Genomic DNA, 18,521 nt, shown 5'->3' on the forward strand with positions numbered 1-18,521 from the left:
CGCTTCGTTACAAATTTATAAAATTATTCTGTTTAAAATTAATAATAAATTCTTTTGGTGTTGAATCTAATATAACTCTTCCTTTTTCTAAAATAATAATTCTATTACATATATCCAAATATCTGAATAAATTTCTTGTAGCAAATATGAGAATTCTATTTTGTTTTATGTCCATTAATACATCTTTTACTTTTTTTAATAACATATCATCTATATGATCTAAAATTGAGTCAAACATAAAAACATTAGGGTTTTGGGCTAAAGAAATAAAAATTAGTAAAGATAATTTATCTGCACTTGACCAATTAGTTAAATCATTATAATATTTTAAAGTAGTTAAATCAGCAAATTTATTCATTAAATCCAATTTTTTAAGTAAAGTTATATGTTCAGAAGTTAAAGTTTGAGGAGTGATACCTAAAGAGATCTTCAAAAGTTCTTTTAATGATATAAAATTTAAATTTTGTAAATATTGTGGTTCAGTGTAAGTAATATTACTTCTCAAATATTTTTTTTCTTGTTCTCTAACGTCTAAATTTTTAAAATTAATTTCACCTTTTCCATATACATTACTGAATAGTTCTTCATTTAAATGAACAAAAGATCTGAGTAGTGATGATTTACCCGAATTTCTTTCGCCGTAAATTAACACTGAATCATTATTATATAATTTTAAATTTATTGATTTTAAAATTTCTTTATTATCCATAAATAAAGAAAAATCTTTTATTTCAATGATAGGAGAATCATCGTCATAATAAAACATGATTTCACCTTTTATCTTTCATTTCATTATCATTGCTTTTTTCATTAACGTTTTGAATGGAATTATAGAATCTTTTTTTTGTAAAAAATTTTAATTCTTCTTCATTATTAATTTCTTTGAGTTTTTTTAAAAAATCATATTGAGACATGATATTTATTTTATCATTCTTGTATTCCATCAAAACACCTCCTGCTAATAACATAATAATACATAAATATATATTTTATTTTGAAGAAATATATATATTTCTAACATAAAATGTAAATTTTTTATTATTATTCAAAATTTGAAATGTGTTTTATTAATATCTTGTTAATAATATTACCAATAAATCAATTATATTTGAGTATTACGATATTAGAAGACTAATTTTATAAGTTTTATTAGTTGACAAAATATAAAAGTTAGTGTATAATATCAACGGCTTGCCGAGGTGGTGGAATCGGCAGACACGCATGGTTGAGGGCCATGTGGGAATTTATCCCGTGCGGGTTCAAGTCCCGCCCTCGGCACCATTATATCTAAAAAAATTAGGAGTCTAAAAAGACTCCTAATTTTTTTTTAAATGATTAAAGAATACAACAATACCTCCAACCAATAAAACATAATAATAAACTGTAAATCTCCACAAAACTATTGTAGCACTAATTTTATCAGAATTTATAATATTTGAAAACATCAAATAAAATATACCTTCTGCTCCACCAGATGTTCCAGGAGTTGGTATTACTGTTGAAGATATTTGGGTTATTAGAGTTCTAAAAATAATATTTTTAGATATTTCTACATTAAAACCTTTTAAAATTATAGGTAAAGGGATAATAGAAAAAAATATTTGTAAAAAGCTCAAAAGAAATAATATAATAATTCTTCCAATATTAGTTGCTTGAGTTTTAAATATTTCAATAAATTTTTTTACTTTAGATATTATCTCTTCAGTATACTTTTCAGGGTTTTTTAGTATTCCAATTTTTTTTAGAAAATTAACAAAAAATAATGTAGTTTTTATAGCTGCTTTTTGATTAATAACATAAAAAAGAATCAGTGAAATAACAACTGAATTTAATGAAGTTCCTAAAATGATTCCTAAAGTAACTATTTTTGAAAAATGAGATAGTGAATATATTGTTCCAATTAATCCCAAAAATGCTAAATTGATTTGAAATATAAGAGTTTTGAATAGAATAATTGCTGTAGCTTCTCCAGCGTCTACACCATATTTTGAAATATAAATAATCTGAAACGGTTGCCCTCCAGTATAAAAAGGAGTTAGATAACTATAAAATTGACCAATAAGAGTAAAATTTAAAGCATGTTTTAAAGATAAATTGTTAATAAAAATTTTTATAATATAACTTTCTACAAACCATTTTAGAGTAACAAAAATAAACCCTAATATTAAAAATAAATAATTAAATCCAAAAAAAGATTGGATGCTATTTGAAAATCCGATAATTCCAGAAATAACTATAAATATGACTATTGTTGCTATTAAAGAAAATAAAAATCCATATAAATACTTTTTATATAAGCGCTTTTTATCTTTTCTCATTTTAATATTTCAATTCAAATCCTTTTGTTTTTAATTTATTACTAATTTCTTCTCTTGAGACCTTTTCATCATCATAAGTAAGTTCTACGGTACCAAATGTTTTTTCAATATTAAATTTAATAATACCATCGATATGTTTTAAAATTTCCTCTATGATTTCTGCATCTTTTTCATTTTTATACCCTTTTATCATGTACATATTAAATGTTTCTGCCATATGATCACCCCTTTTTTATGTTTTTTAAAATATCTCCAATGTTTATTTTTCTGCCATTAAAAGCATCAAAAAAATTCATAACTTTTTTACCAGGGAATTGTATTTTTTTTACTCTAATAGTTCCATGTCCAGTCGATATTATAGCACCATTTTTATCAATTTTTAAAATTTTTCCTGGAATGTCATTTTGTAGATTATTAAGTGATACATCAAATAATTTAATTATTTGCCCGTTAAATTCTGATTTAGCTCCTGGAATTGGGTCATATGCTCTAATTTTATTAAAAACTTTTTCATTAGTTTCATGCCAATTAATATATGTATCTTCTATTGTGATTTTATTAGCATAAGTCGCTTCCTTATCGTTTTGATAAATCAGATTTTTTGTAAATGTATTAAAATTTCGGAGAAATTCTATCAAAACATCACTCCCAAGTGATGCTAATCTATTATATAAAGTTTCAAAATTATCCTCTAAATAAATTGGAGTTTCTTTTATATAAGCAATTGGTCCTGCATCTAACTCCTCTACGATTTTAAAAATAGATATACCAGTTTTTGTCTCACCGTTTTCTATTGCTCTTTGAATTGGAGCGGCACCACGATATTTTGGTAACAGCGAAGCATGAACATTCCAACAACCATATTTAGGAAGATTTATTACTTTTTCTTTTAGTATTTTGCCATATGCTACAGTAATTATTATATCAGGATTTAAATTTTTTAGTGATTCAAAGCCCGATTTTAAATTTATACTTTTAGGTTGAAAAACAGGTAAATTATATTCTTGGGCTATTATTTTAACAGGTGTTGGAATAACTTTCTTTCCTCTTCCCTTAGGTTTATCAGGTTGAGAAAAAACTCCTATTACATTAAAATTATTTTTTATTAATTTTTTTAAGTGAATAGCAGCGAAATCGGGAGTTCCCATGAATACTATTTTCATTTTATTTCTAATTCCCCCATTTCTTTGGCTATTTTTCTGCCTTCTTTCATTAATTCTTTAATTTTCCCTTTAACCTTAGCTTTTGAAGCGGTACTAACTTTATCTATAAATAAAATACCTTCTAAATGATCATACTCATGTTGAAAAATTCTAGCAGTATATTCGTGTAATTCTTCCTCAATTATATTTCCATCTACATCCATATATTTAACTCTAATACCTTCCGGTCTTTTTACATTTAAAAATATTCCTGGAATACTTAAACAACCTTCTTCAAAAACAACGTCTTCACCTATAAATTCAGTTATTTCAGGATTGATAACTATTCTCAAATTTTTCCCATCATCCATTAAGAAAAATCTTTTACTTATACCTACTTGTGGTGCGGCTAGTCCAACACCATCTTCTTTATACATAACATTTGTCATAATATTTAATAAATTTTTAAAATCATCGGTTAAATTTTCAACCTTTGACGCTTTTTTTCTTAGAACAGGGTCACCAATTATTCTAACTTTTAGATTCATTATTAACCTCCTCTAAATTCTTTAATTTTTTCATATATTCAAAATCCGTTAAAAAAGATTTTATAGGTGTAATAGAAACATAATTTTCTTTTAATACATAATAATCAGAATCTTCCTCATTATCATCTTCGATTATTTCTCCTAACATCCAGTAATATGTGTTTCCATAAGGGTCCTTTCGTGGCTCAAAATAATCTTTATATCTTCTTTTGCTTTGTCGAGTAATTTTAAAACCTTTTAATTCAGAATAATCTACACTAGGAACATTAATATTTAATGCACTAAATTCTGGCATATCCTTTGGATTAAAAAAAACTAAAAAATTTAAGAGAAATTTTGCTGCTGTCTCGTAATTCGGATTCTGATAATCCGCTGAAGATATAGCTATTGAAGGGAATCCATTTAATGACCCTTCTAAAGCTCCTGAAACAGTCCCTGAATATAATAAATCTGTTCCTAGATTTGGACCTTTATTTATTCCGCTAATAATCATATCAAAATTAATTTCTTTATATATAGCTTCTAACCCTAATTTAACGCAATCTGCAGGAGTTCCGTTAACAGCATATCCTAAAAATGCATTATTTAAAAATATTTTTTTTGCCCATAAAGGATTTCTGATTGTTATAGCATGCCCGGTTGCACTTCTTTCTACATCAGGGGCAACGATATAAACATTATGTTTTTTTTCTAATTCTTTTTTTAAAAAATAAATCCCAGGTGCCATGATTCCATCATCATTTGTAACAAGAATATTCATAATATCACCTCAATTTTACAATTTGAAAAAAATTAAAGTAAATTTATTGATTTAACCCTATTATACCATCTAATCTTTAAAAAAATAGGATTAATTGCTTTAAACTTTGAAGAAATATAACGTGAGCAAATTAAATCAAGATATTTAACAAAAATTGTTAATTTACTGTCTTGAAAATTAAAAAAAAATATGATAATATCCTCATGCAAAAATTCGCAAATTGTGATATAATAATTATAACAATTGAAAAATTCTTAGGAGGTGCTTTTGTGAAAAAGAGAGTTTTATTGATTATATTTTCTGTTATTGCATTGAGTGTATTTTCTCTAAATATGACTGAGATAAAAGATGAATATGTAAATTATATTGAAAAATATAACAATAATTCAAATGACCTAAATTGGTTTTTTGATGAACTCAAAAATATGGGTTTGTATAAATTTTACAAAACTCAAATGGTAGGAAGTGCAGAATATACAGATAGGCCTTCATATATTTCAAAACATCTTTCTTCTATTGTAGAAGAGCACACCTTTAAATCTTTAGAAGAGGAAATAGCTTTTGCTGGATTTCTTGCCTATGTTCAAAGTGATATAGCTGGAAAAAATTTGAAAGAAGAGACAATCAGATCCTTGCCTGCTTTTTATCTAGCTTTAGAAGAATATTCTACTTATTTACAAGATACTGGATATCTATATATAAAAAATACTATTGCTTATTCTTTGGGATTGGTAAAAGATTCTCCAAATAAAAGTTTAAAAATTGTTAAAATGAAAAACCGTAAAGCTAAACTTGAGGCTCCAGAATACTATATTTATGAAGGTGATCCAGATCCGTTCTTTGATAACATAATCTCTGAGAAAAAAAATGAGTTAGATGAGGGAATTGATGAAATATCTAAAATGAAAATTACGGGTGAAGATTTAGAAATAGAAATAGATGATTTAGCCGCAAAGGTTTTATCCTTTGTTCCTTCAACTATAAAAAAAGATACGTTAGAAATAATAAATATTTTTTTAAATAACGCTAAGGTAAAGAAAAATGAAGGTTGGATAAGGTTTGTAGTTTACTCTTTATTGCTTGTTTTAGTATTTTTCTTAAAAAATAAAAAATTATATCAATGGTTATTTTTGGGTATTGTAATTAGTGAATTCATATATATATTAAAATATTTTGATTTTGCAAAAGATATGACCACTTCTTTTGTATATGGTTCATTCTTAATGTTAACTTTTGCTTTAATATTAATAACCTTATTTTTCCAATCTTTTGGAAGAAATATGAATTGGTTAAAAAGAATTATAAACCTTTCTTTAATAATTGTATTCATACTTTTGATAAACATTACAGCATTTGAAAATGTTGAAGATTTAAAAATGGAAAATAACCCAACATTCCATAAATCTATTATGCAAAAGACATTATTAAATGATGTTTTAGTTTATCCTCATACTTTTGTAAATAAAGATATTGCTTATATAGGTTCTCAATTATCAGCAGAATATTCTGATATTAGAAATATCTATTCTACATCTTTAAGGAAATTTCTGAAAGATTCAGGTAAAAATGGAATTTTAGATTACTTAAATTATGAAGATGGTAAAGCTTCTATAGACTTATTGAAAGATGGTTTATATATCGGTAATTATGATAATTATAATAAAGTAGTAAATGATTTTAAAGAAATTTTAGAAGAATTTAAAAAAGAATCTGACAAAAGAATGAAGAACATATCAAAAGGACTAAATGATTATAATATTCATGTTGAAAATATTTTAAAATATTCAGATGAAAATTTTAAAAATTTGTTTAAAAATACTTTAGATAGAAAATTAATAAAATCAGATGTGTTAAAGAATTATAAAGAAAATTTAATGATTCCATTTTCCAATAATGTTAGTTCTTCTGTTAATATAAAACCCACAATTACTGATTGGGGAACTAAATTGTTATTATTATTAGTATTAGGATTTTTATATTACTATTTAAATGAAAAACCTCTCTTTAAGATAACAGGTTTGACAATAATGACAATAGCATCAATATTATCTTTTATAAAACCGCAATCAATTAAAATATTATCTGAGTTTAAATATCCTATTTTGGTAGCCCAAAACTTTAATATTAATATATTATTCGGAATGTTAATGTTACTATTTACCGCTTTGAGCGGATTACAAATAATCAAATTCTATAAAGGGAGGTAAGGTTATGAAGAAAGCTGTACTTTTAGTTTTATTGATGGCATTAGTTGTTTCTTCTTTTGCTTTCAAGGTTATTATGGTAACAGACGTAGGGGGTTTAGGAGACAAATCATTTAATGATGGAGCATGGAATGGTGTTTTAAGAGCTAGAGACAAATATGGTATTGATGCTCAAGTTATTCAATCAAAAGAACAAAGTGATTATGTTGATAATTTATCAAATGCTGCAAAAGAAGCAGATGTAGTAATTGCTGTTGGATTTATGATGAGTAATGCATTATTTGACGTTGCTCCTCAATATCCTTCAACAAAATTTATTGGTATTGATATTGCACCTCCAGAAGGTGGAAATGTTCCTAAAAATGTTCAATTATATTTATTTAAAGAACAAGAATCAGCATTCTTTGTAGGTTACTTAGCAGCAGCTATGACAAAAACTGGGAAAGTTGGTTTTATTGGTGGAATTGCTATACCACCAGTTGAAAGATTTAGATATGGTTATGTTGCAGGTGTTAAAACATATAACGCTATTTATGGAGAAAATGTTGAAATAGTAGTTGGTTATACAGAATCATTCACAGATGCAGCAAAAGGTAAATCAATGGCTTTATCACAATATGCTGAAGGTGCAGATATTATCTTCGCAGCAGCAGGTGCATGTGGTAATGGTGTTATTGATGCAGCAAAAGAAGAGTCATTAAAATTATATGGAATCGATGCAAATGCTGATTTAGCAAAAGTTATAGATGCATATTACGAAAAAGGTGAAGGATTCTTTGCTATTGGTGTTGATTCAGATCAAGATTATATGGCTCCAGGCTATGTATTAGCAAGTGCTTTAAAAAGAGTTGATAATGCATCATATTATGGTGTAAGAGATGCATACAGAAATAGATTTAAAGGTGGTTTAGAAGTATTAGGTGCTCAAGAAGAAGGGGTAAGTTTATCACCAATGAAATATACAAAAGGATTAGTACCTGCAAGAATTTTAGCTGAAATTGAATATTTAAATTATGCAATCAAAACAGGTTTATTAATTGTTCCAGATAATGAAAATGATTTAAATAATTTCTCAGCAGATATTGAATTTCCATTTTAATTAAATTTATTTTGAATAGGGGCGGGGTATCCCGCCTTATTTATAAATTTGCTTTGTTAATAGTTTATGAATATTGAAGTTTTCAATATTCATAAGCTATTAATAGTAGGAGGTGTAAAAATTGAGTATAGATTATTCTTCTATAGATAAAAAGGAATATGCAGTAATAATGGAAGATATAGTAAAGCAATTCCCAAAAGTTTTAGCAAATGATCATGTCAATTTCCTTGTAAAAAAAGGAGAAGTTCACTCAATAATAGGTGAAAATGGTGCAGGTAAATCAACATTAATGAATCAATTGTATGGTTTATACACACCAACTTCAGGAAATATTTACATCTTTGGTGAAAAAAAAGTATTTAATGGTCCGGGTGATGCTATAAAAGCTGGTATAGGTATGGTTCACCAACATTTTATGTTAGTAGATACTTTAACGGTTGCAGAAAATATAGTTTTAGGTTCTGAACCTAAAAATGGTATGCTTTTCGATTTAAATAGAGCAAGAAAAGAAGTAAAAGAGCTATCAGAAAAATATGGTTTATTTGTTGATGTTGATGCAAAAATAGAGGATATTCCTGTTGGTATGCAACAAAGAGTTGAAATTTTAAAAACTATATATAGGGGAGCAGAAATTCTTATTTTAGACGAACCTACTGCAGTTTTAACTCCTCAAGAAACAGAAGAATTATTTGGGATTATTAGAAAGTTAAAAAAAGATGGAAAAACGATTATATTCATTTCACACAAATTACATGAGGTTATGGAAATTAGTGATAATATTACCGTTATGAGATTAGGAAAGGTAACAGGTAATGTTGCTGCTAAAAATACTAATGCAAGAGAACTTGCTAATATGATGGTTGGAAGAGAAGTTGTTTTAAGAATAGAGAAAGAAGAAAAAAAACCTGGCGATGTTGCTGTTGAAGTTGAAAACTTATGGGTAAAAGACAACAGAAGTCTTGATGCTGTAAGAGGAGTTAGTTTTAAAATAAGAAAAGGTGAGGTTTTAGGTGTTGCTGGTGTTGCTGGTAATGGTCAGACAGAATTAGTTGAGGCATTAACAGGATTAAGAAAAATTGAAAAAGGAAAATATTTATATAAAGGTGAAGATGTTTCAAGAAAAACAGTAAGAGAATTAAGAGAGAAAAATATTGGTCATATACCAGAAGATAGATATAAATATGCAATGGTAAAGGAATTTCCAAATTATTATAATTTGATTTTAGGAAAGCATTATAAAGAACCATTTGCTAAAAACGGTTTTTTAAACCATAAAGTAATAAACAAAAATGCTGATATTTTAATTAAAAGATTTGATGTTAGACCTCCAGATGGAACAATTCCAACAGGTAATTTATCAGGTGGGAATCAACAAAAAGTTGTTATTGCTCGAGAAGTTAGTTTTAATCCTGAGTTTATAGTTATTGCTCAACCAACAAGAGGTCTTGACGTGGGAGCTATAGAGTATGTTCATAAAGAAATTTTAAATCTTAGGGATAGAGATGTTGCGGTATTATTAGTTTCTATGGAACTTGAAGAAGTTTTATCTCTCTCAGATAGAATTATAGTAATGTATGAAGGAGAAATAATGGGTGAGGTTAGACCAGATGAAATAACAATTGAAGAACTAGGTTTAATGATGGCAGGACATAAAATAGAAGATATAAAACTTGAAGAAAAGCTCGCACATGGAGGGGATTCAATTGAAAAATAAACTCTCAAAAAATACAATGAGCATTTTAGTTCCAGTAACTTCTGTTATAATAGCATTATTTGTTGCAGCTATAGTTATATTATTGATAGGGAAAAATCCTTTAAATGCATATTGGGTAATGCTTCAAGGGGCATTTGGAGGTAAAGCAGCATGGGCTGCGAATATTTCTAAAATGATGTCTCTTGTTTTAACAGGTTTAGCTGTAGGATTTGGTTTTAGGGCAGGTATTTTTAATATTGGTGCTGAAGGACAATTGATGATGGGGGCTATCTTTGCCACATATGTAGGTATCAACTTAGGTAATGTTTCTCCTGTAATTGCTATACCTATTACAATGCTTGCAGGTATTTTAGGTGGAGCATTATGGGCGTCAATTGCAGGTTATTTAAAAGCAACAACAGGAGCTCATGAAGTTATTACAACAATCATGCTTAACTGGATAGCAGTTTATTTAACAAACTATTTTGTTGTAGGACCTTTAGCTGTTGGTCAAGGGGTACCTAAATCACCAGAAATTGCACAAAGTGCACAATTGCCTCCTTTAATGACTGTTCAGGCTACAGCATTACCATCAGGTATAATTGTTTCTGTAATTGCAGCAATCTTTGTTTATATATTATTAGAAAAAACAACTACTGGATATGAAGTTAAAGCTGTAGGATTTAATCCTTATGCTGCTGAAGCTGGAGCTATATCTTTAAGCAAAAATATAGTTTTGACAATGGCTATTAGTGGAGCATTAGCAGGATTAGCTGGATCTATGGAAGTTATGGCTATTCAACACAGAATTTTTGCAGACTTTAGTGGTGGTAAAGGTTTTGATGGTATCTCAATTGCTTTGATAGGTCAAAACAATCCTATAGGGATTATTTTTGCAGCATTTTTAATTTCATCATTAAGAACAGGATCTAATGCAATGCAGTTTGCCAAAGTTCCTGATGATATAGTTACAATAATTCAAGGTATAATCATTTTCTTGGTTGCTGCAGATAGAATTGTAAGAACTTTAATAATGAAATTCTCATCTCCTAAAGGTGGTGAATCTAAATGAATGTATTCCAAGCTGTAATATATAGTTTTTCCACACCTATTTTTTATAAACTAATGTTAATAAGTGCAACTCCTTTGATTTTTGCAGCATTAGGTGGAGTATATAGTGAAATAACTGGTGTTACTAATATTGCTTTAGAAGGTATAATGAAGATAGGTGCATTTACAGCAGTTGTATTCACTTTCTATACAGGTAATCCATGGTTAGGTTTAATTGGAGCTATTGTATCTGGTGTAATGTTAGCATGGTTACATGCATATGTTTCAATTAGATGGAGCGCAGATCAAATTGTTAGTGCTACTGCTTTAATTTTAATTGCATCAGGATTATCCGCGTTTTTAATGGAACCAATTTTTGGGCATTCTGGTCAAACAGACTTTGTTGCAAAAATTCCAAAGATAAAATTATCTTTTATAAAAGATGTGCCATTTTTTGGTCAAATATTTGATGAATTAAGTATTTTTGTTTATTTAGCATTTATAGCAGTTGCCTTAAGTTGGTTTTTAATATACAAAACACCATTAGGATTGAGAATGAGAGCTGTCGGTGAAAATCCTAAATCAGCAGACACATTGGGTGTTAATGTTTTTAAAATTAGGTATTTTGGTGTATTAATGAGTGGCGTTTTGGCAGCATTTGCAGGTGCATATTTAAGTATTGGAGAATTAGGACAATTTCAGGAGAACATGCCAAGTGGTAAAGGTTTTATTGCTTTGGCAGCTATGATTCTTGGTAATTGGAATCCTGTAGGTGCTATGTGGGCAGCAATATTATTTGGAGCATCAGATGCCTTGAATATTCAATTACAATCCATACTTGATATACCAGCAGAGATGAAAGCGTTACTTAACTTATTACCTTTTGTAATTACAATAATTGTTGTTAGTGGATTTGTTGGAAAAACAAGACCACCAGCAGCAGATGGTATTCCTTACGAAAAAGAATAATGATTAAGCCCGGAACATTCCGGGCTTTTATTTATAATTATATGATTTATTAATCAATACATAAAATAATATTTTTAATATTATCAAAATGACAAGAAAAAGTTAAAATTATGAAAACAAAAAGAATAATTATTACTGGATAATTATTCTTTTTTTTGATATAATTGGTTAGTAATACTAACAATAAGGAGGAATTTTATGACATTAACCATTTCTTTAGCTCATTTTTTTGCGGACTTTTTTAATGCATTTTTTAAACCATTAGGTCCTTACTTTATTGAAAGATTTAATATTGATAGTAGAACTTTTACTACCTTCATTACTTTAATAGGAGCTTTTTCTTCTTTGCTTCAAATTTTTTTTGGATTATATTTTGATAGAAAAAAAAGAGATGGTGTGTATGTTATTATTCTGTTATTTTTAGAAATATTTTTAATTTCATTAATAGGTTTTGTTAATAGTTTCTATGTATTATTAACTTTAATATTTTTTATCAGACTTTTCAATTCTGCTTTTCATCCCGTTGGTGCTAGTTTTGCAGGTAGGCTAAATAAAGGAACACATATTGCCTGGTTTTCTGTTTTTGGCACTTTTGGAGCAGCATTAGGTCCTATATTTATTACAACTTATGTAAAATTTTTTGGGATAGAAAAACTATATATTGTTGGTATTATCAGTAGTTTATTGCTAATTTTCTTTTATAAAAAATTGTGGACATATGAAAAAATTGAAATTTCTGAAAAGAAAATCCCAGCTTTTAAAGAAGTAATAGTTTTATTACCTGTATTTTTAATGGTAGCTTTAAGAGGATTTATTATGAATGCTTTTCATACATTTGTTCCAATTTATTTAAATCAAAAAGGTTCTAATCTAATAATAGGAGGAGCTACTTTAACTATTGGAATGATAATTGGAATGTTTACAAATTATTATGGGACACATTTGAGAGACAAAATTGGAATAAAATTTATTAATTTTATCGGTTTTTTTGGAATGGGGATCTTTGGGATTTTTTTAGTTGCTATAGATTCAGAAATATTAAGAATTATTTCTTTTTCATTATTTGATGCTTTTGGTTTTTTAACAATGTCAGCCAATTTAGTTGAAGCACAGTTCTTAATGCCAAAAAATAAAAGTTTTGCTTCTTCGGTTTCTATGGGATTTGCATGGGCAATTGGGAATTTTATATCGAGTGGATATTCTGCAATTTTTGGAAACAATGTAAGTTTTGTGCTTTTTAGTATAAGCATATTTTCAATTATCCTTGGTATAATATATCCTATAATATATAAAAGAAAAAGTATTTAATTTTATGTAATAAAAATGGAATTTATTTTTATTATAATTTATTTATATAAAATTAGGAGGTTATTATGTTTTTTAATGATGATTTTGATAATTTTGAAGAAATGGATGATTTTGATAAATTATTTGAAAAAATGAATAATAATGAACAACAATGTCCTGAATGTGTTCAATGCGGATATTGTTGTAAACATACTCCTTGCTATTATGGAACATGGAATGAAGAAAAAAATCAATGTGAATATTTAACAGAAGATAATAAATGTAGCAAATATAATGAAATTATAGAATATGAAAAAAGTATAAATTTAAAAGTTAAAATGTTTGGAAGTGGTTGTTGTTTAAATTATTTAAATCCGGATAGATTAAAAATATTAAATAAAAGAGAAAAATAGTGAGCTTGAGGCTCACTATTTATATAATACGTCTAATTAACTTTATAGCATCCTGAGGGCATACTTCATGGCAAACATAACATCTTATACATTTAGAATAATCTATATATTTGTCATTATCGATATTTATAGCTTCAGCTGGGCATCTATTCTCACAAATTTTACATGCAATACATTTGTTTTTATTTATTTTAGGAACTCTTTCAAATATTCTGACCATATTTGTAACTGTTTCAAAAATAGGCGCTGTTAAAGGCAATTTTATTTTTCCGCCTTTCCAGTTACTATCTAATTCATATTGAGGGATTAACCCCTTTTTCATAGCTTCTTTTATAACATACACATATTTTTCTTTTACATTTAAAGATTTTATTATAGCATGATCAAGAGCATAAGCATTTTCAGAAACACCTAAAACGTTAAAATATTTTTGAGTACCATTTGCTGGGCCATTTCCCTCCATTCCTAATATACCATCTACAATATTTAAAGTTGGATTAACTATATTGTGTATATCAATCAAAACATTTGCGAAATTTGTATTTGTTTTTGCTCTAAAATGCCATGCTGATTTTTCCTTTCCAACAACACAACCAAAAGTGTTTTTAACTGCTAAAGTCATAATCATTTGAACATGTGTTTTTAGTTTAGCTATATTAATTATTTTATCAGCATCTAAAACTTTTTTGGAAATTTTTATATCTTTAAAATTTTCACCATGTACGTTAATAGGTTCATCTAATTCAACAATGGGTATATTATACTTTTTACATATATCATATATACCATTTGCCTTAACTGCTTCTAATGCTGTTCCTGTAGCAGGACTATCTCCAAGAAATGGATTTGTACCTAAATCTAATAAAAATTTAACTACAGCCTCTACTATTTTTGGATGAGTTGTTATTCCTGAATCAATAGATTTTGGAGACAACAAATTTGGTTTAACCAAAACTTTATCTCCTTTACTAAATCTACCTTTATAATTTTCTAAAATAGGAATTAATACATCTTCTACATTATCATAATCATCACATTTTTTCAAATATACTTTCATTTAATCCCCCCAATTCTTTTTCAAAAAACTTTAAAGTTTTTCTTAAAATAAATCTTCTATAAACATAAGAAGTTAAATGCCCACTTGGAATAGAATATAATTTTTTCCTAGAATTAATTGCATTATATAAATCCAATGTTGAATTTTTAGGAATAAAAATATCAAATAATGCTTTAAACATTACAGTAGGGGTTTTTATAAATTTAGCAAAAGTTAAAGGATCATACTCAAAACAAGCAATGGGTGCCTTATCTATCTCAATATCAGGTTTTTTCAAATTTTTTAAATACATAGGATAATCATATTGATGATATATTTTACATTTTTCGGGATTACATTCTTTATTTTCTTCATATTGAACCCTCAATACACCAGTTACAAAACTCTTCCATGTAATATGATAAAAATTGCCTCCTGTAACTGCTAAAGATAATCCTTTTATATCTTTCCTTAAAGAAGCTGCTATAGTTGAAACCATGCCTCCGAAACTAAAACCCATTAAATATAAATCATCATTAAAATATTCTTTTAAGAAATTTAAAGTAGTAAGAATGTCAACAACAGAATGTTCAAATCTTGATCTTAAAACATAGTTATTTGTCGTAGATAAAAACATTTCCCCGCTTTTATATCCTTCAGGTGTTCTATCAAAATGATATGGTAATATCATCAATGCGCTATTATATCCATTCTTAGCAAAATGTTCAGGAAACCATTTTAAATATTTTAAATTTCTTGTCCCTAAGCCATGAATAAATAGAACGGTTTTATCAGAATTAGCATTATAAGTATAAATAGGAATTTTAGAAGATTCCTCATATTTACAAGGATAATTTGACTTTAAAATTATTACTTCATTGCTTTTCTTTAATATTTTAGGATTATTATTATAATTTTTTGCAAATATCATGTTACACCTCACAATCTATAGTATTTGTGATATAAATAACTACAACATATAGAAAAATTAAAGTAAATTAAAGATAAGATACATATTTTTAATATATAATATATTATACCATTTTTGGAGGGGATTGTATGGAAAAAATATTGGAATATTTTAATGGAAAAAATATTAGGATTAATATCGAGGGAAATATTGGAAGTGGAAAGACAACATTAGCAAATGCTTTGTTTTATAAACTAAATGCTGATGAATTAATATTAGAAGAATTTGAAAATAATCCATATTTGCCTTTATTATATAAAAATGAGGATGTTGGATTTCAGACAGAAATGTTTTTTTTAGTATCAAGATATAAACAATACCATAAAAATAATAAATCAAATTTGGTAATTTCAGATTACGATATGTTAAAAAACAAAATTTTTGCAGATATAACAATTACAAATCCATATGAGAAAGATAAGTTCTTGAAAATATTTGATATATTAACAGAAGATATACCTAAACCCGATGTATTAATATATATCGATACAGATGTTGATACTGTCATAGAAAGAATAAAAAAAAGAAATAGAGATATGGAAAAAATTATTGCAAGAGAATATTTAGAAATGGTAGATATAGGCTATAAAAATTATTTTTCTAAAATAGATAATTATATATATGTAAATGGAAATAATTTTAACGTTTTTGATGAAAAACAATTAAATGAATTAATAGAAAACATAATTTATCATTTGGAGGGGAAATTATGGGTAAAATGATAGTTTTAGCGGGGAATGTAGGGGCAGGAAAATCAACATTTACAAAAATTTTATCAGAAAAACTAGATTTTAAACCTTATTATGAATCTGTTAATGATAATCCTTTTTTAGCTGATTTTTATAAAGATCAAAAAAAATGGTCTTATCATTTACAAACCTTCTTTTTATTTCATAGGTTTAAAAGTATAAAAGAAATAATAGAATCTAATGATAATGCAATATTAGATAGATCTATTTATGAAGATGCAGAAATTTTTGCAAGAAATTTATACAATAATGGTAAAATGAGTGAAAGAGAATACCAAACGTATAGGCAGATATTTTATACTATGCTTGAATACCTTAAAAAACCAGATTTATTAATATATATAAAAACAAGCGTAGATACAATAGTTAAAAGAATTAAAAAAAGAGGAAGAGATATGGAGATGCAAGTTCCTATAGAATATTGGCAACAATTAGATAATTTATATAATGATTGGATAAAAAATTATAATCAATCAAAAATATATGTCATTGATGGAGACACTATTGATATTGTTGAAAACCCTGAATATATTGATAAAATAGTTGAAGATATTTCAGAAATATTAGAATTAGAAAATGTAAAATAGCCGCAATATGCGGCTATTTTACATGCTAACCTTATAATTCTTTAATTTATTCTTCATCTCTTAATTTTAAAATATAATAACTGCCTAACGAATATGATTAATTCAAAATCTTTTAATTCATTTATTAGTTAGAGCAAAATCTATATTTATGGTTTATAAACATAATGTTCTCCATCATTTGTAATTCTGTATTCCTATTGGTAATTTTTTCGTCAAATCGCCTCCATAATATTCCTATATACACCTATTCTAATTATACTTCTACTTTTTTCGTACTCATACTTCGATAATACATTAACATACTTCTTCAGAAACTGATGTAATACTAATAAATTCTAAAAAAACTAATTAAATTTATTAAAGCGATTATATGTAAAATCCTTTAGTTTATATTTATTTTTCCCAACATAATATGTGCCTTTTTTCATATAAGAGTTATTTTTGTGCACTTCCCTATGATGCTTTTTACATAAACAAATTAAATTCTCTAATACATCTTTTCCACCATTACTAACAGATTTAATATGATGAATTTCTAAGTTTGAAGATTCCTTACAACCATATATTTCACATTGTTTTTTTATATTATTTTTTTTAAACCAATTTGTTAATAATCGATATTGATCTGTTCCTCTATATTTTTTGTCTTCATTTGGAAATAGAGCTTTATACAAAAAAGAAAAATAATAGTGTAAATCCCTTGCTAATCTTTCATGATCTGTAATTATACTTTCCAAATCATAATAATCGTCATAATATGAATAAAACATCGAAAAATATGATCCTCTAAAATTACCATCTTTTATTGGGTAAATTTTTGGTATTTCTGATATAATTTCCTCATTTATTTCTATAAATTTTTGATCATTATTCTCTTTAACAGACATCGTGCTATAATATTGCCCTTTTTTCTTCAGATAAGATATCAATTCTTTTGTTTTTAATTGTAACTTTAAATCTTTAAAATTTTTTGAAAATGTAAACGCTATTCGTTTAGAATGTACTATACTAAATCCGAGATCTATTATATAAACAAAACCTTCTTCATCTTTATCAATTTCTATATCAATAGTATACCCAAAACGAATTCCTTTTGGGTATTGTGTGTAAAATTGCATATTGTTTAATATGGGTTCGTGAAAATAAATAGTTTTTACATTTTTTGATTTATCATCTTCATTTTTTGGAAGATGGTAAGTAAAATATCTATTTTCTATACGTTCTAAATCTTCTGCTATTTTTAATCCAAGATTATTTAAAAAGTCTTTCATTTCCATACTTTATCTCCTTAGTATTATTATATTACCAAAAAATCTTACTTCTTTAAAATATTTTCTATTATATCAATATTATATCAATTTTTTATAATTCCCTATAAATATATTATTTCTCAATTTACTCCTACAGATTTAAATACATCATCACTTGGATCATTATAAAACATCATTTGAATTTTTGTAACTAATTCTGTTGGAACCGTTGCTAAATCTGCTGCTGAAGATACAGGAATCAATATTCTTTTTATTTAATAATTTTCATTAAGGTACTGTTTTACATAAAATTTTAACATTTATTACATTTAAATTATACCATTTTATTTTAAAATGTCAAAAAAATATATAACTTATATTTTGAAAAGTCCTTTCAAAAATTTTTATTTTGATAATTTTATAAAAAACTCCAGCAAAAACTGGAG

At 26.5% G+C, this 18,521-nt stretch carries 20 protein-coding genes and 1 tRNA gene; 10 read left to right on the forward strand and 11 right to left on the reverse strand.

Features of this window, described 5'->3' with window-relative positions; genetic code table 11:
- Window positions 1–7: 7 nt before the first annotated feature.
- Both ACYQ44_RS09320 and ACYQ44_RS09325 read right to left on the reverse strand, forming a co-directional pair.
- Window positions 8–766 (reverse strand): ATP-binding cassette domain-containing protein, encoded by a 759-nt coding sequence (locus tag ACYQ44_RS09320; protein WP_459996816.1) that lies wholly within the window; start codon window positions 764–766, stop codon window positions 8–10.
- Between the two features lie 4 nt (window positions 767–770).
- Window positions 771–944, reverse strand: a complete 174-nt coding sequence (locus ACYQ44_RS09325) for a hypothetical protein (protein ID WP_459996818.1) — start codon at window positions 942–944, stop codon at window positions 771–773.
- Between the two features lie 249 nt (window positions 945–1,193).
- Between ACYQ44_RS09325 and ACYQ44_RS09330 the strand changes: the two genes are divergently transcribed.
- Window positions 1,194–1,281: transfer RNA gene (locus ACYQ44_RS09330), tRNA-Leu, on the forward strand.
- Between the two features lie 35 nt (window positions 1,282–1,316).
- Here the strand turns inward: ACYQ44_RS09330 and ACYQ44_RS09335 are convergent.
- From ACYQ44_RS09335 to surE, 5 genes are read right to left on the reverse strand one after another with little or no spacing between them, the layout of a single operon-like run.
- Window positions 1,317–2,318 carry a lysylphosphatidylglycerol synthase transmembrane domain-containing protein gene (locus ACYQ44_RS09335; protein WP_459996820.1) on the reverse strand — a complete coding sequence of 334 codons (1,002 nt, stop codon included), beginning with the start codon at window positions 2,316–2,318 and terminating at the stop codon, window positions 1,317–1,319.
- Between the two features lies 1 nt (window position 2,319).
- Window positions 2,320–2,535 (reverse strand): heavy-metal-associated domain-containing protein, encoded by a 216-nt coding sequence (locus ACYQ44_RS09340; RefSeq protein ID WP_459996822.1) that lies wholly within the window; start codon window positions 2,533–2,535, stop codon window positions 2,320–2,322.
- A gap of 4 nt (window positions 2,536–2,539) precedes the next feature.
- The gene (fmt, locus tag ACYQ44_RS09345) at window positions 2,540–3,481 is read right to left on the reverse strand and encodes a methionyl-tRNA formyltransferase (protein ID WP_459996823.1); all 942 of its coding nucleotides are present in this window, start codon (window positions 3,479–3,481) and stop codon (window positions 2,540–2,542) included.
- Entirely contained in the window at window positions 3,478–4,008 is a 531-nt protein-coding gene (def, locus tag ACYQ44_RS09350; RefSeq protein WP_459996825.1) for a peptide deformylase, read from the reverse strand. Before def ends, fmt begins: the two co-directional genes overlap by 4 nt.
- Entirely contained in the window at window positions 3,992–4,768 is a 777-nt protein-coding gene (gene surE, locus ACYQ44_RS09355) for a 5'/3'-nucleotidase SurE (protein ID WP_459996827.1), read from the reverse strand. The genes def and surE overlap by 17 nt, the downstream gene beginning before the upstream one ends.
- A gap of 269 nt (window positions 4,769–5,037) precedes the next feature.
- Here surE and ACYQ44_RS09360 point away from each other — a divergent pair, with 269 nt between their 5' ends.
- From ACYQ44_RS09360 to ACYQ44_RS09390, 7 genes are all read left to right on the forward strand, one after another.
- Complete coding sequence (locus ACYQ44_RS09360; protein ID WP_459996829.1) at window positions 5,038–6,975, forward strand: hypothetical protein; 1,938 nt, start codon at window positions 5,038–5,040, stop codon at window positions 6,973–6,975.
- A gap of 4 nt (window positions 6,976–6,979) precedes the next feature.
- Window positions 6,980–8,071 carry a BMP family lipoprotein gene (locus tag ACYQ44_RS09365; RefSeq protein WP_459996831.1) on the forward strand — a complete coding sequence of 364 codons (1,092 nt, stop codon included), beginning with the start codon at window positions 6,980–6,982 and terminating at the stop codon, window positions 8,069–8,071.
- Between the two features lie 169 nt (window positions 8,072–8,240).
- Window positions 8,241–9,785 (forward strand): ABC transporter ATP-binding protein, encoded by a 1,545-nt coding sequence (locus ACYQ44_RS09370; protein WP_459996854.1) that lies wholly within the window; start codon window positions 8,241–8,243, stop codon window positions 9,783–9,785.
- A complete protein-coding gene (locus tag ACYQ44_RS09375) occupies window positions 9,760–10,836 on the forward strand; it encodes an ABC transporter permease (protein ID WP_459996833.1) in 1,077 nt (358 codons plus the stop codon). Before ACYQ44_RS09370 ends, ACYQ44_RS09375 begins: the two co-directional genes overlap by 26 nt.
- Window positions 10,833–11,783, forward strand: a complete 951-nt coding sequence (locus tag ACYQ44_RS09380) for an ABC transporter permease (protein WP_459996836.1) — start codon at window positions 10,833–10,835, stop codon at window positions 11,781–11,783. Before ACYQ44_RS09375 ends, ACYQ44_RS09380 begins: the two co-directional genes overlap by 4 nt.
- A 198-nt stretch (window positions 11,784–11,981) precedes the next feature.
- Entirely contained in the window at window positions 11,982–13,091 is a 1,110-nt protein-coding gene (locus ACYQ44_RS09385) for an MFS transporter (protein WP_459996838.1), read from the forward strand.
- A gap of 65 nt (window positions 13,092–13,156) precedes the next feature.
- On the forward strand, window positions 13,157–13,483 hold the full coding sequence (locus ACYQ44_RS09390; RefSeq protein WP_459996840.1) for a hypothetical protein: 327 nt from the start codon (window positions 13,157–13,159) through the stop codon (window positions 13,481–13,483).
- Between the two features lie 19 nt (window positions 13,484–13,502).
- On the opposite strand, the gene ACYQ44_RS09395 is transcribed toward ACYQ44_RS09390, so the two are convergent.
- Together ACYQ44_RS09395 and ACYQ44_RS09400 are read right to left on the reverse strand one after the other, a co-directional pair.
- Complete coding sequence (locus ACYQ44_RS09395) at window positions 13,503–14,540, reverse strand: DUF362 domain-containing protein (protein ID WP_459996842.1); 1,038 nt, start codon at window positions 14,538–14,540, stop codon at window positions 13,503–13,505.
- Window positions 14,515–15,450 carry an alpha/beta hydrolase gene (locus ACYQ44_RS09400; RefSeq protein ID WP_459996844.1) on the reverse strand — a complete coding sequence of 312 codons (936 nt, stop codon included), beginning with the start codon at window positions 15,448–15,450 and terminating at the stop codon, window positions 14,515–14,517. Before ACYQ44_RS09400 ends, ACYQ44_RS09395 begins: the two co-directional genes overlap by 26 nt.
- A gap of 128 nt (window positions 15,451–15,578) precedes the next feature.
- Between ACYQ44_RS09400 and ACYQ44_RS09405 the strand changes: the two genes are divergently transcribed.
- Both ACYQ44_RS09405 and ACYQ44_RS09410 read left to right on the forward strand, forming a co-directional pair.
- The gene (locus tag ACYQ44_RS09405) at window positions 15,579–16,211 is read left to right on the forward strand and encodes a deoxynucleoside kinase (protein WP_459996846.1); all 633 of its coding nucleotides are present in this window, start codon (window positions 15,579–15,581) and stop codon (window positions 16,209–16,211) included.
- Window positions 16,199–16,825 (forward strand): deoxynucleoside kinase, encoded by a 627-nt coding sequence (locus tag ACYQ44_RS09410; protein ID WP_459996848.1) that lies wholly within the window; start codon window positions 16,199–16,201, stop codon window positions 16,823–16,825. Before ACYQ44_RS09405 ends, ACYQ44_RS09410 begins: the two co-directional genes overlap by 13 nt.
- Window positions 16,826–17,169: 344 nt before the next feature.
- Here ACYQ44_RS09410 and ACYQ44_RS09415 read toward each other — a convergent pair whose 3' ends face one another.
- Together ACYQ44_RS09415 and ACYQ44_RS09420 are read right to left on the reverse strand one after the other, a co-directional pair.
- Complete coding sequence (locus tag ACYQ44_RS09415; protein WP_459996850.1) at window positions 17,170–18,102, reverse strand: HNH endonuclease signature motif containing protein; 933 nt, start codon at window positions 18,100–18,102, stop codon at window positions 17,170–17,172.
- A gap of 113 nt (window positions 18,103–18,215) precedes the next feature.
- Window positions 18,216–18,338: a hypothetical protein gene (locus ACYQ44_RS09420; RefSeq protein ID WP_459996852.1), complete on the reverse strand. Its 123-nt coding sequence runs from the start codon at window positions 18,336–18,338 to the stop codon at window positions 18,216–18,218.
- Between the last annotated feature and the right edge of the window lie 183 nt (window positions 18,339–18,521).

It is taken from the genome of Marinitoga arctica (genome assembly GCF_054657315.1).